Genomic DNA, 13,643 nt, shown 5'->3' with positions numbered 1-13,643 from the left:
TCTCGGCTGCGCGCCGCGCAGCGGTCAGTCGGCCAGCTCGTAGCGGGCGCCGTGCTCGGTGAGATCGGCGAGTTCGCTCTCGGTGGCCTGGGCATCGGTGATGATGCGGTCGAAATCGGTGACGTGCGCGTGCCGGTGCAGCGCGACCCGGCGCAGCTTGGTGTGGTCGACCATCAGGATGCTGCGCTGGGCGGAACGCATCATGGCCCGCTTGACCAGCACGATCTCCTGCTCCTGGTGGTACGCGAACTCCCCGGAGACGGCCGAGGTGGAGGTGAACAGCAGATCGACCCGGATCGCCTCGATGGCCTCGATGCACGGCACCCCGAGAAACGAGTCGTGCGTCGGGTAGTACTCACCGCCGAGCGCCATCAGCCGTATCCCCGGCACCGCGGACAGCAGCTTGATGGTCTCCAGGAAGTTGGTCACCACGGTCAGCGGCGTGATGTCGGTGAGCAGCTTCGCCAACTCCAGCGTGGTGGTGGAGTCGTCCAGCATGATCGCCATGCCGGGTTCGATCAGCTCCCGCGCCCGCCGGGCGATGGCCTGCTTCTCCGCCGTGGACGAGCGCATCCGGTACGCCACGTTCGACTCGAAGACGCTGGACGGCTGGGAGCTGACCCCGCCGCGGTACTTGCGGACCACGCCCTGGCGTTCCAGCTCGTCCAGGTCGCGGTGGATGGTCATCAGGCTGACGTGGAACATCTCGGCCAGGTCGGCGGCGGCGACGGAGCCGTGCTGGAGCACGTGCTCGGCGATCTCCGTCTGCCGCTGCGCGGGCCGGTTCCGCTCGGTCGGTGCGTCGCTCATCGGGCTTCCTCCTGCGTCGGAAGTCCGATGAGGCACGACGCGCAGTACCTCTGATTCGCTCGCTGGCGCCTGCTCATCGGGCTTCCTCCTTCGTCGGAAGTCCGATGAGGCACGACGCGCAGTACCTCTGATTCGCTCGCTGGCGCTCGCTCATGGATGCCTCACTACCGGGTGGTGGGCGGTTCGGGTGTCGGCGGCACGTTGAACGCCGCCAGAGCCATATTTCCCGGCCGTACCAGAAACGTCGTCAGCGAGGTGGGTACGAGATCCGGCAGGAGCGCCCGGTAGCGCGCCAGCGAGCCGCCCATCAGGTCGGTGACCAGCAGCCGGATCAGCGTCGAGTGGGCGACGACGAGGATCCGGCCACCCGGGTCGGCGGCGACGAGGTCGGCCAGCCCGGCGTGCGCCCGGCGTACCGCGTCGGCGGGGTGCTCGCCGTCCGGGAAGTGGTGCTCGACCGGGTCCTGCTGGAACTTCTCGACCGCGTCCGGATGGCTGTCCCGCAGCTCGGCCAGCGTGCGCCCCTCGGCGATGCCGAAGTCGAGCTCGCGCAACCGCGGCTCGATCGTCGGGGCCAGCCCGGTCGCCGCGGTGACCGGCGCCGCGGTCAGCTGGGTGCGGCGCAGATCGGTGCAGTACAGGGAGGTCAGCCCGGCGGTACGGGCCCACTCGCCGAGCCGCGCCGCCTGCCGCACCCCGACCTCGTCGATGCCGATGTCGCTGCTCCCGCAGTACCGGTTCGGCGAGTGCCACGGGGTCCGCCCGTGCCGGGCCAGGATCACCGTCGTCGCGCTCATGCCCGGTCCTCCGTGGACGGCGTGGTGCCGGCGCCGGGCTGCCCCGCCGTGGCAGCGACGGGGGCCCGGTCGCCGGCGGCCGTCGCACCCCCGGCGGCGAGCAGCTCGGCGCCGTTGGCGGCGGCGGGCAGGTCGGCGCTGTCGGCGGCGGCGAGCAGGTCGGCACCGATCGAGCCGCGGCGGTGCAGTTCGGCGACGAACTCCCGGTACGGCTCGGCGAACCGTTCCGGCCCGCCCGCCCGCGGCTCGACCTCGACGTACGGCCGGGCCATCCGGGCGGCGGTCGCGGCGACCGACCCGGTACCGGCGGCGGCCAGCACGGCCATCCCGACGGCCGGTTCGGCGTCCCGCGGTACCCGCAGCGGCCGGCCGAGGATGTCCGCGCGCAGCTGGCACCAGTACCGGCTGCGCGCGCCGCCGCCGGTCAGGGTGACCGGCCCGTCGGTGCGGGCGCCGAGGCTGCGCAGGTAGGCGTAGCAGAGCCGTTCGACGTAGCCGACGCCCTGCAGCAGCGCGGCGTACCCGTCGGCGTCGTCGGCGAGGCTGCCGACCAGGAACGGTTCGGCGGTCGGATCGACGAACGGGAAGCGTTCTCCCAGGGTGGCGACGGGGTAGCGCAGCGCGCCGGCCGGCTCGTACCCGGCGGCCCGCTCCGCCAGCGCGTCCAGCTCGGTGGCGCCGAGCCCCGGGTACGCGGCGGCGATCGCGCCGGCGCCGGAACTCGACGCGCCGCCGGGCAGCCAGCCGCCGTCCGGGTGCCGGTGCGAGTAGACCGCGCCGCCCGGGTCGGTGAGCCGCTGCGCGGTGACGCCCTTGAGGACCAGCGTGGTGCCGAGGATCGCGTTCCAGGAGCCCTCGGTGAGCGCACCGGCGGCGAGCTGCGCGGCACAGCCGTCGGTCATCCCGGCGCGGACCGGCAGACCGGCGGGCAGGCCGGTCTGCTCGGCCGCGGCGCGGTCGACGGCGCCGAGCGTGCTGCCCGGGCGTACCACCGCGGGCAGCAGGTCGGCGGGCACGTCGAGCCGGGCGAGGACGTCGGTGGGCCAGCGCTCGGCGTCCAGGTCGTACCCGGTCTTGAGGGCGTGGCTGTGGTCGGTGGCGACCGGGCCGCCGGTGAGCCGGGCGGCGAGGTGGTCGGCCTGGTGTACCAGCCGGAGCCGGCCGGCGGTGGCGTCGGCGCGCAGCGTGGCGTCGTGCCGCAGCAGCCAGACCAGCTTGGGGAGCGCCCAGCTGCGCTGCATCGCGTAACCGAGCCGGTCCCAGAGGCCGGCGCCGGCGGCGAGCACGTCCGCGACCTCGGCGCCGGCGCGGCCGTCGTCGTACATCAGGCCGGGGGTGCGCGGGGTGCCGTCGCGGTCGGCGAGCAGGAAGGTGCCGGAGGTGGCGTCGATGGCGAGGCCACGGATGCCGGCGGCGGCGCCGGTCGGGAGCGCGCCGACGGCCTCCCGGCTGGCTCGGCGGAACGCCTGCCACCACTGGTCCGGGTCCTGCTCGTGCCGGCCGCCGGTGCGGGTCGAGGTCAGTGGCGCGCTGCCGGTGGCCCGGGTCGCGCCGGTCTCGTCGACGATCGTGACGCGGACGCTCTGCGTACCGACATCGACGCCGGCCCAGAGCTCGTTCGGGCTCGGCTGAGTTTCCGCCATCAGTTGGTGCCTTCTGGCTCGACCTACGGTGCGATTACCGATGTTAACTTAACATAGAAGACTGTAAACAACCCCAGAACATATGGGGCATCCGACACCGCCTTCTGCCGACAGCGAAGCTCGTTGCTGCTCAGGCACGGGACGCCATAGCGTTTCTGATATGAAGCTCGCCGTACTGGCCGACATCCACGGCCACCTTCCCGCGCTCGACGCGGTCCTCGCCGACGTCGAGGCCGCCGGCGTCGACGCCCTCGTCCTCAACGGCGACATCGCCACCGGCCCGATGCCGGCCGAGACACTCGACCGCCTGCTCGCGCTCGGCGACCGGGCGATCTGGGTCGGCGGCAACGCCGACCGCGAACTCGTCGAGGAGTGCGACGGCCGGCTGCCCACCGACCTGCCGGACCTCGTCACGCTGCCCACCCGGTACGCCGCGAGCCGGCTCACCCGAGCGCACCGCGACCTGCTCGCCGGGCTGCCGCTGACCGTCACGCTCGACGTGGACGGGCTCGGCCCGACCCTGTTCTGCCACGCCAGCAGCCGCAGCGACACCGAGATGGTGCTCGTCGACTCGCCGGTCGACCGGTACCGGCAAGCGTTTGCCAACAGCGCCGAACGCACCGTCGTGCTCGGCCACACGCACATGCCGTTCGACCGGCTCGCCGACCGCCGCCGGTTCGTCAACCCGGGCAGCGTCGGCATGCCGTACGGCGAGCCCGGCGCGTACTGGGCGCTGCTCGGGCCGCACGTCACGCTCCGGCACACCCGGTACGACCTGGCCGCGGCGGCCGACGCGCTGCGCGCCGCGGCCCCCGACTACCCCGATATCGACGAGTTCGTCGCCGAGAACGTCCGCACCGTCCCGTCCGACGCCGAGGCGCTCGCCGTCTTCACCCCCCAGGACTGACCGGCAGCCGGCCTGCCGTGGCCGGCCGGCCGTTCGGCGAGCTGAGGGCCGCAGGGGCTGAGCGGTCGGCGGGGTGAAGGCCGCGGGGGCTCAGCGGTCGGCGGGCTGAGGGCCGCGGGGGCTCAGCGGTCGGCGGTCGCCGGCAGGGTGAGCCAGACCTGGTCCGGCCAGCCGGCCGGGTCCGGCTCGACGCGCCACGGCAGGAAGCCGCGCCGTTGGTAGAACGCGGCCGCGCGGACGTTGCCCGCCAGGTGCGACAGCGCCAGCCGGTCGGCGTCCGGCGGCAGCGCCGCCAGTACCGCGGAGAGCAGCGCCGAGCCGACGCCCTGGCCGTGCATCACCGGGTCGACGTAGAGCTTCCACATCACCGGTACCCCGTCGGCGGTGCGGCCGAGGTTCGCGGTACCGACGACGCGGCCCGCGGCCTCCGCCACGAACGTGCTGGTTCGCCGCATCGACTCGGCCAGCTGCTGCGGCTGCCACCACCGGTCCAGCACGTACCGCACGTAGTCCGGCCCGGCGATCGGCTCGTACGTGTCGGCGACGACGCGCTCGCCGAGCGCCCGCAGCGCCGGCACGTCGGCCGGTGCCGCCGGCCGGACCAGGTACGGCGCGGGGTGGACGGTGACGACCTGGCCGTCCGGGTCGGTCACCAGCGCGACCGGACCGGACTCCTCCTGCGCCACCCGCGCGTCCCGGTACCCCGCCGCCCGCAGCCGGGACACCAGCGCGGTCAGCGGCTCCGCCGTCTCGAACACCAGCTCCGCACCGGCCTGGCCCGGCTCGCCGCCGACCCCGACCCCGGCTGGGGACGGCGGCTGTGGGCCGCCCCGAGCGCCAGCCGCCTCGGCCGCCGCTGGCCGGTACCCAGCTGCCTTCTCGTCCGCCGCCGGCGAGTGCTCGCCGGCCTTCCCGGCCGCCGGCGGGTGTTTGCCGGTCTGCTCGGACCGCGCGGGCGGGTGCTCGCTCGTACCCTCGCTCGGCGCCGGCGGGTGCAGCGCGACCCGGCCACCGGGGCCCTCGTACACCTGCCACCAGTCGCTGCCGCCCGGCCGGGCGGTCAGCCCCAGCGCGGCGAGGAACGGCGCGTAGTCGGTGGCGCGCGCGTACCGCAGCGGCAGCACGTGCAGCCGACCGTCCGGGCGCGGTCGGTGCCGCCGGTAGCCGTAGTCGTCGTCGGAGCGCTCGTCCAGCAGCACCAGCTCGCCGAGCGGGTCGCGCACCGCGAGCATCCGGCCGTACGACTCGTCCCAGCTCGCCGGCTCGCCGAACCCGGCGGTGCGCAGCGCGTCGGCCACCACCCGCAGGTCGGCCACCTCGAACGACAGCCGGGTCTCGCCGGGCCGGCCGCCGGTGTCGCTGGTCGCCGCGTCGTGCAGTGCGACCAGGCCGCTGCCCGCCGCCAGGTCGACCCAGCCGCCCCGCTCGGACTCCACCCGCGGCGCCAGGCCGAGCACCGTGAGGAACTCGCGCATCCGGTCTACCCGGCCGGTGAACCGCACCGGCCGCACCTGTACCTCGGTCATCGTCGTCCCTCCTCCGCGGCGTTCTCCGGCGCACCGCCGGTCGCGCCGGCACCTTCCGCGGGCGTGCCGGCCCTCTCTCCAGGCGTGCCGGCACCTCCCGCGGGCGGGCCGGCAGCTGCCTCGTCGGCCGCTCCGCCGGATGCGCCACGGGCCGCTCCGCCGGATGCGCCACGAGGCGCTTCGCCGGATGCGGCACGGGCCGCTCCGCCGGATGCGCTGCCGGCCAGTCCGCCGGGCGCGTCGACGCTCTCGTCGGGTGCGCCGACGTGCGCCCGGAGTACCGACTCGACCAGGGCGGACAGGCTGACGCCCTGGTCGATGGCGGCGTGCTTGACCTGCCGGACCAGCTCGGCCGGCAGGTAGACGTTGAACTGCACCTTCTCGCGGCCGGTCGCAACCATGCCTAGGATGCTAGCATCCTAAGGCCGAACTGGCGGCCGCTCGGAGCGGATCAGCCCCGAGCGGCCGCGCGGTCAGTCCTTCAGCTTCGCCGCGGTCCGGATCAGCGTCGCCAGCTCGCGCAGCTGGGCGTCCTCGGTCGCGTCCGCCGCGGCGTCCGCCGTCGAGGCCAGCGACTCCGGCCGCACGTCCGGCGCGTACCGGTCGCCGCGCAGCCACTCGGCGAACGCCGCCACCGCCCGGTCCGCCCGCAACCGCGGCGCCGCGTCCGCCAGCGCACCGTCCAGATCGGACACCGACACGGTACGGGCCGCCTCCTTCGCCTCGTCCGACTCCGGGTCCTGCCAGCGCACCCGCGCCGTCGCCACCCGGCCGGACGCCTTCGGCCGCAACGTCACCTCGTACAGCGCCGTCACGCTGTGGCCGGGACCCACCCAGCCGCCGTCCACCGCATCGTTCCGGAAGTCGTCCGCGGCCAGCCGCCGGTCGTCGAACCCGATCAGCCGGTAGCTGCGCACCCGCTTCGGATCGAACTCGACCTGCGCCTTCGCCGCGCGCGCCCGCACCGTCAGGTTCGCCGTCAGCTGGGTGGTGAACGTCCGGCGCGCCTCGGCCTGGTCCCCCACGTACACCGCCATGCCGTGCCCGTGGTCGGCGAGCTGCTCCATCAACGCGTCACCGTAGTCGCCGCCCACCCCGACGCACAGCAGCGTGATGCCGCGACCGGCCTGGTCCGACACCTTGTCCAGGATCGTCTTCGAGTCGGTGTCGCCCTGGTTCGCCAGCCCGTCGGACAGCAGGATCACCCGGTTCGTCGCGCCCTTCCGGTACCCGTCCCGCGCCACCCGGTACGCCGTCTCCACCCCGCTGCCCAGGTCGGTGCTGCCGGAGGCGGACAGCTCGTCGATCGCCTCGTCGAGCGCGTTCCGGTCGGAGACCGCGGTCAGCTCGCGCAGCACCCGTGGCTCGTCCGCGTACGCCACGATCGCCACCCGGTCCGACGGTCGCAGCTGCCGGATCAGCGTGTGCAGCGCGTCCTTGACCAGCCCCAGCTTCCCGTCGTAGTCCATCGATCCGGACGTGTCGATCGCGAACGTCAACGCCACGTCCCGGCGCGACGCCGCATCCTCGCCGCGGGTCTGCAACCCCACCCGCATGATCCGGGTACCCGACTCCGGCAGCTTCGCCCCGTCCGTCGTCATCGAGAACCCCGACCCGGCCGGCTGCGCGTAGTCCTGCCGGAACGCGTTCACGAACTCCTCAGGCCGCACCGTCGACGGATCCGGCAGGCTGCCCGCCGTCAACTGCCGCCGCGCGTACGAGTACGACGCCGTGTCCACGTCCAGCGCGAACGTCGACTTCGGCGTGGTACGCGCGTCCACCGGCGGCGCCGCACCCGGCCGCGCGGTACCCGTCGCCCCCGGTGTCGCGCCGGTGACCTTCCGCGGCGCCGAGTCGGCACCCGCCGACGACCGGTTTCCGCCGGGACCGCTGCACCCGGCGACCAGCGCCAGCCCCGCCAGCGCCGCCACGACCGTGACGCTACGTACGATTCGCATCGGAACCTCCCTCACGTCGATTGACCGTCAGACGCGCGGGATCGGGCCCCGGATCCGGGCGTGTCCGAGTCGTGTCCGCACCGTGTCGGGGCCGTGCCGGCACGGACGGTCACCGGTTGGGGCGCCGCGACGCGTGCCAAGATCGGTTTCACGGCGCGCCGGTGTCCGACCCAACCCGTAGAGTTGAGCGCATGGCGCGGGCGAACGAGCGGGTCGCCGGCCTCCTCGCGGAGTACGCCGAACTGCTGGCCATGACCGGTGGCGACCGGTTCAAGATCCGGTCGTACGAGAAGGCTGCCCGCGGCGTCGGTGGGTACGCCACCGACCTGGCCACCCTCGACGAGACCGACATCCGCAAGATCCCCAACGTCGGCGCGTCCATCGCCGGCAAGGTGCACCAGGCCGTCCAGACCGGCACGTTCCCGCAGCTGGAAGAGCTGCGCGGGCAGATACCGGCCGGCGTGCTGACGCTGATGCGCATCCCCAACCTCGGTCCGGCCAAGGCCCTCGCCGTCTACCGCGAGCTGGGCATCGCCGACATCGACGCGCTGCTCGCCGCCGTCGAGAACGGCGACCTCCGCCAGCTCAAGGGGTTCGGGCCGCGCACCGAGCAGGTGATCCGCACCGGCATCGAGCTCGTCCGCGGCGGCGCCGGCCGGGTCCTCATGGCCACCGCGCTCGACCTCGCCGAATCCATCGTCGAGCGGCTCGCCCCGCTCGCCGACCGCTGCACCTACGCCGGGTCGCTGCGGCGCGGCAGGGAGACGGTCGGTGACATCGACATCCTCGCCGCGGCGGCCGACTCCGGGCCGCTGATGGCGGCGTTCGTCGCGCTGCCCGAGGCCGACACGGTGCTGGTGCGCGGCGAGACCAAGACCTCCATCCGGACCGCCCTGCACCCCGCCGCCGCGCTGCCCGCCGCCGGTACCGGCGCCGGCAAGCAGCCGGACGCCGACCACGCCGGCGCCGCCGGCGATTCCGCCGGAAGTACGTCGGCCGGTGGGCTGCAGATCGACCTGCGGGTCGTGCCGCAGGAGGTGTGGGGCGCCGCCCTGCAGTACTTCACCGGCTCCCGCGAACACAACGTCCGGGTCCGCGAGCTGGCCGTGCACGCCGGCCTCAAGCTCTCCGAGTACGGGCTGTTCCACGCCGAGACCGACGAACTCATCGTCGCCGGCACCGAGCAGGAGGTGTACGAGCGACTCGGCCTGCGGTGGGTCCCGCCCACCCTGCGCGAGGACCTCGGCGAGGTCGCCGCCGCCCGCAACGACGAGCTGCCCGAGCTGGTCACCGTCGACGCGCTGCGCGGCGACCTGCACACCCACACCAACCTCACCGACGGCGTCGCCACCCTGGACGAGATGCTCACCGCCGCCGCGGAACGCGGGTACGACTACTACGCCGTCACCGACCACGCGCCCGAGCTGTTCATGCAGCGCATGACCCTGGAGAAGGCGCTCGCCCAGCGCGAACGGCTCGCCGAGCTGCGCGGCCGGTACCCGGGCATGCGGCTGCTGCACGGCACCGAACTCAACATCGCGCCGGACGGCTCGGTCGACTGGCCGGAGGACGTGCTCGCCGAGTTCGACCTCTGCGTGGCGAGTGTGCACAGCCACTTCACGCTGCCCGCCGCCGAGCAGACCCGGCGGCTGATCCGCGCCTGCGAGAACCCGTACGTGCAGATCATCGGGCACCCCACCGGCCGGCTCATCGGCCGCCGGGAGCCGATCGAGCTCGATCTGCCCGCGGTGTTCGAGGCGGCCGCCGCCACCGGTACCGCGCTGGAGATCAACGGCGGGCCGGACCGGCTGGACCTGCGCGACGAGCACATCAGGTGGGCCGCCGAGCGCGGCGTCACGTTCGCCATCTCCTCCGACGCGCACGCCGTGCCGCAGCTCGACTTCGTCCGGTACGCCACCCTCACCGCGCAACGCGGCTGGCTCACTCCCGACCAGGTCCTCAACTGCTGGCCGTACGAGCGGGTGCTGGAGTTCCTCACTCGGCCGAGGTAACCGGAAGTTTTCCTCCTCCACACCTTGTTCACGGAGTTTCCCCAGCTCACGACGGTGTGGTGAGTTATCCCCAGCAGTTATCCCCACCCTGTGCACAGCCTTGTGCACAGCCAACGGCGGGTTGTCCACAGGTTGTCCCCCGCGCTGTCCACCGGCCGATTTGATCCCGCCCGGTACCGCTCTCTAACCTCGCCTGGCGACCAGCGCGTCGCCGGCAAGAATGTCGGTGCCGTGTGGTTCGCTGCGGGGGTACTCGGCGCCGCGTGCGGTGCCGACAGCAGGGGGGCGCAATGTCGATCTCGGAGGACGTCCGACCGGCCGGCGACGAGCCGGACGACGAGCCACGTCCACGGCCACCCCGGCAACAGCACGAGCCGAGCGCCGCCGACTTCGAGCGCACCCCGCCGCAGGACGTCGCCGCCGAACAGTGCGTCCTCGGCGGCATGCTGCTGAGCAAGGACGCCATCGCCGACGTCGTCGAGATCCTCAAGACCAACGACTTCTACCAGCCCAAGCACGGCATCGTCTTCGACGCCATCCTCGACCTGTACGGGCGGGGCGAGCCGGCCGACTTGATCACCGTGGCGTCCGCGCTGGTCGACTCCGGTGACATCGGTCGGGTCGGCGGCGCCGGCTACCTGCACACCCTCGTCTCCGCCGTGCCCACCGCCGCCAACGCCGCGTACTACGCGCGCATCGTCGCCGACCGCGCCATGCTGCGCCGGCTGATCGAGGCCGGAACGAGGGTCACCCAGCTCGGCTACGGCGCCGCGGCCGGCGCCGGCCGGGACATCGACGACGTGATCGACATGGCCCAGCAGGCCGTGTACGACGTGACCGAGCGCCGCGTCTCGGAAGACTTCGCCCCGCTGAACGAGCTGCTCCAGCCCACCCTGGACGAGATCGAGGCGATCGGCGCCAACGGCGGCGTGATGACCGGCGTCCCGACCGGCTTCACCGACCTCGACAACCTCCTCAACGGCCTCCACCCCGGCCAGCTGATCATCGTCGCCGGCCGCCCCGGCCTGGGCAAGGCGCTGGCGCTGGACACCCCGCTGCCCACGCCCGACGGCTGGACCACCATGGGCGAGGTCCGGGTCGGTGACCGGCTGATCGGCTCCGACGGTCGCCCGACCACGGTGGTCGCCGCGACCGAGGTGATGCCCGACCGCCCCTGCTACGAGGTCGAGTTCTCGGACGGCACGGTCATCGTCGCCGACGCCCAGCACCAGTGGCGGACCAGCACCCGGGCCAGCCGTCGGCAGGGTGCCGAGCGGCGCCGGCGGCCGCACTGGTCGATGGATGCCGTGCACAGGTCGCGGCAGGCGCGGCAGGCCGCCGATCGACGGCCCGATCAGCTGGTGCCGCTGGCCCAGGTGGCCGGTGCGGTCGGCGCCGAGTTCCGGCACGTCCTGCACACGGTCGCCGGAGCGGTGGGCAGCGCCGGCACCGTCACCCAGACCTACCAGCGCGACGGCCGCCCCTGGTCGCGCACCGTCCCGGCGTACTCGCGCCAGGCGCTGCTGACCGCGCTGCACGACCGGGCCGGTGTCCCGATCAACGACGGCCAGGCGGCGACGCACCGGGATGTCGTCACCACCGAGGAGATCGCCGCCTCGGTGGCGTGTCGCGACGGCCGACCCAATCATGCGGTCGCGGTCGCGGCTGCGGCCGACCTGCCCGACCGCGAGCTGCCCGTTCCGCCCTACGCGCTCGGGATCTGGCTCGGCGACGGGGACGCCGCCGGGAACCGGTACACGTCCGCCGACCCGGAGATCGCCGAGTACATCCGGGCGGAGGGGTTGGCGGTCGCTCCCCTCGGCGGGCTCCGGTACTCGATCAAGCTGCCGGCGCCTGACCCGGTCCCCGGTCGCGCCTGCGTGGTCTGTGGCCGCGCGTTCCAGCCCAAGGCGAGCAACGTGGGTACCTGCGGTCGACGCTGCGGCGGCCGGGCCCGGTTCGTGTCCGCCCCCGAGCCTGCGCCGACCTGTCCCGACTGTGGCGGACCGGCGACCGGTGCCGGATCCGGTCGGCGGCAGTGCCGCACCTGCCGCGCCCGCAGCGGCTCGTTCACCGCGCGGCTCCGATCGCTCGGGGTGTACGGCGACAAGCACGTTCCGCGCGACTACCTGCGGGCCTCCGAGCGGCAGCGGCGCGCGCTGCTCGCCGGCCTGCTCGACTCCGACGGGTACGTGATGCCGTCCGGCACCGTGCAGTTCGCGGTGACCTGCCGCCGGCTCGCGTACGACGTTCGCGAGCTGGTGCTGAGCCTCGGCTATCAGGTCTCGATGTCGACCAGGCGGGTCGACGGCCACCGCGAGGAGAGCTCGACCTGCTACACGCTGACGTTCACGCCGGCCGAGCCGGTGTTCCGGCTCCGGCGCAAGCTGGCTCGGCAGCGCGGTGCGGCACGGGTGACGACCCGCCGGCGGTACATCGTGGCCGTTCGGCCGGTCGCGAGCGTGCCGGTGCGCTGCGTGCAGGTCGACGCCGCCGACCACATGTACCTGGCCAGCGAGTCGTGGATCCCCACCCACAACTCCACCGTGGCGATGGATTTCGCCCGGGCGTGCTCGATCAAGAACAACATGGCCAGCGTCATCTTCAGCCTGGAGATGAGCAAGGTCGAGATCGTGATGCGGTTGCTGTCGGCGGAGGCGCGGGTGCCGCTGCACACGTTGCGGTCCGGGCAGCTGTCCGACGACGACTGGACCAAGCTGGCCAGGCGGATGGGCGAGATCTCCGAGGCGCCGCTGTTCTGCGACGACACCCCGAACATGAACCTGATGGAGGTCCGGTCCAAGGCCCGGCGGCTGAAACAGCGGCACGACATCAAGCTGATCGTGGTCGACTACCTGCAGCTGATGAGCGGGCCGAAGCGGGCGGAGAGCCGGCAGCAGGAGGTCGCCGAGCTGTCCCGTGGCCTGAAGCTGCTGGCCAAGGAGGTCGACTGCCCGGTGATCGCGGCCTGCCAGCTCAACCGCGGCCCCGAGCAGCGCACCGACAAGCGGCCACAGCTATCCGATCTGCGTGAATCGGGAAGCATCGAACAAGATGCCGACGTGGTGCTGCTGCTGCATCGTGAGGACTACTACGACAAGGAGACTCCCCGGGCCGGGGAGGCGGACTTCATCGTCGCCAAGCATCGAAACGGGCCGACCGACACCATCACGGTCGCGGCGCAGCTGCACCTGTCCCGGTTCGTCGACATGGCGGTCAGCTGACCGCTCGCCGGGAGGCCGTCGCCGGCCCGCGGTCCCCGTCGATGGGGAAACCGGATGGGCGAGGGTGGCCGATCAGGTAGTGGGCAGAACGCGGCCGGCGTGGTCAACTTGATGCGTTAGCCGCGTGTCCCGTCGTGGGACCCGACGCGCCGACGATCCTTCGCCACACGCCGAGCCACCCGAGCCGGGGCAGCGGGTCCTGCACACCGGGAAGGGCTCCGAGCTGTCGTGGCGCCTCGCTGGTTCGATGACGCCCCGACAGCCTCGCAACAGGGCGGCCCGCAACGGGCCGCCGAGGATCGCATCGGTAGGGGAGATGAGGGCGCGATGGCGAGCGCTCCGGGGATCGAACAGCATCCAGACCTCGTCGAGCTGGGGACAAGTACGACCGCGCCGCGGCACGGCCGATGGTGCAGGTGCTGGACGGGCTGACCGTGCTGGCCGGGCTGTACCTGGCGATCTCGCCGTGGGTGCTGGGCTTCAACGGCCTGCACGCGCTGGCGGCGAGCAACCTGATCGTCGGCCTGGCGTACTGCGTGGTGGCGATGGGATTCGTCGCCGCGTTCGGCCGTACGCACGGGATCGCGTGGACGGCGCCGATCATGGGCGTCTGGGTGATCGTGTCGCCGTGGGTGATCCGTGGGGTGGACGCGAGTACCACCACCACGATGATCAACAACATCATCGTCGGCGCGGTGTGCGTGCTGCTCGGGTTGGCCGCGATGTCGGTGGGTACCCGGCGGATGATGCCGCACCGGTGATCCGC

The 13,643-nt window shown here is 73.2% G+C and carries 10 protein-coding genes; 4 read left to right on the top strand and 6 right to left on the bottom strand.

Annotated features, from left to right (window positions below; genetic code table 11):
* Positions 1-24: 24 nt before the first annotated feature.
* The 3 genes from NUM_RS29970 to NUM_RS29960 form a co-directional block, all read right to left on the bottom strand.
* A complete protein-coding gene (locus NUM_RS29970) occupies positions 25-810 on the bottom strand; it encodes a DeoR/GlpR family DNA-binding transcription regulator (RefSeq protein ID WP_207128271.1) in 786 nt (261 codons plus the stop codon).
* Between the two features lie 164 nt (positions 811-974).
* On the bottom strand, positions 975-1,607 hold the full coding sequence (locus NUM_RS29965) for a histidine phosphatase family protein (RefSeq protein ID WP_207128270.1): 633 nt from the start codon (positions 1,605-1,607) through the stop codon (positions 975-977).
* Positions 1,604-3,250 (bottom strand): FGGY-family carbohydrate kinase, encoded by a 1,647-nt coding sequence (locus NUM_RS29960; protein ID WP_263975156.1) that lies wholly within the window; start codon positions 3,248-3,250, stop codon positions 1,604-1,606. The genes NUM_RS29965 and NUM_RS29960 overlap by 4 nt, the downstream gene beginning before the upstream one ends.
* 160 nt (positions 3,251-3,410) lie before the next feature.
* Here NUM_RS29960 and NUM_RS29955 point away from each other — a divergent pair, with 160 nt between their 5' ends.
* Positions 3,411-4,157 carry a metallophosphoesterase family protein gene (locus tag NUM_RS29955; protein WP_207128269.1) on the top strand — a complete coding sequence of 249 codons (747 nt, stop codon included), beginning with the start codon at positions 3,411-3,413 and terminating at the stop codon, positions 4,155-4,157.
* A gap of 122 nt (positions 4,158-4,279) precedes the next feature.
* Here NUM_RS29955 and NUM_RS29950 read toward each other — a convergent pair whose 3' ends face one another.
* The 3 genes from NUM_RS29950 to NUM_RS29940 form a co-directional block, all read right to left on the bottom strand.
* A complete protein-coding gene (locus NUM_RS29950) occupies positions 4,280-5,683 on the bottom strand; it encodes a GNAT family N-acetyltransferase (protein WP_207128268.1) in 1,404 nt (467 codons plus the stop codon).
* Positions 5,680-6,084: a ribbon-helix-helix domain-containing protein gene (locus NUM_RS29945; protein WP_207128267.1), complete on the bottom strand. Its 405-nt coding sequence runs from the start codon at positions 6,082-6,084 to the stop codon at positions 5,680-5,682. Before NUM_RS29945 ends, NUM_RS29950 begins: the two co-directional genes overlap by 4 nt.
* Before the next feature lie 72 nt (positions 6,085-6,156).
* Entirely contained in the window at positions 6,157-7,641 is a 1,485-nt protein-coding gene (locus tag NUM_RS29940) for a vWA domain-containing protein (protein ID WP_207128266.1), read from the bottom strand.
* Positions 7,642-7,832: 191 nt separating this feature from the next.
* Between NUM_RS29940 and NUM_RS29935 the strand changes: the two genes are divergently transcribed.
* The 3 genes from NUM_RS29935 to NUM_RS29925 all read left to right on the top strand — a co-directional run bounded on the left by NUM_RS29935 (position 7,833) and on the right by NUM_RS29925 (position 13,638).
* Positions 7,833-9,653, top strand: coding sequence for a helix-hairpin-helix domain-containing protein (locus NUM_RS29935; RefSeq protein WP_207128265.1), 1,821 nt, complete (start codon positions 7,833-7,835; stop codon positions 9,651-9,653).
* A 290-nt stretch (positions 9,654-9,943) separates the two neighbouring features.
* Positions 9,944-12,877 (top strand): replicative DNA helicase, encoded by a 2,934-nt coding sequence (gene dnaB, locus NUM_RS29930; protein WP_207128264.1) that lies wholly within the window; start codon positions 9,944-9,946, stop codon positions 12,875-12,877.
* Positions 12,878-13,284: 407 nt separating this feature from the next.
* On the top strand, positions 13,285-13,638 hold the full coding sequence (locus NUM_RS29925) for an SPW repeat protein (RefSeq protein ID WP_207128263.1): 354 nt from the start codon (positions 13,285-13,287) through the stop codon (positions 13,636-13,638).
* Positions 13,639-13,643 lie beyond the last annotated feature (5 nt).

This window comes from Actinocatenispora comari (genome assembly GCF_017312725.1).
Classification (GTDB): Bacteria; Actinomycetota; Actinomycetes; order Mycobacteriales; family Micromonosporaceae; genus Actinocatenispora; species Actinocatenispora comari.
The sequence above is the reverse complement of the archived record's forward strand: the minus strand, read 5'-3'. Positions and strand labels throughout refer to the sequence as shown.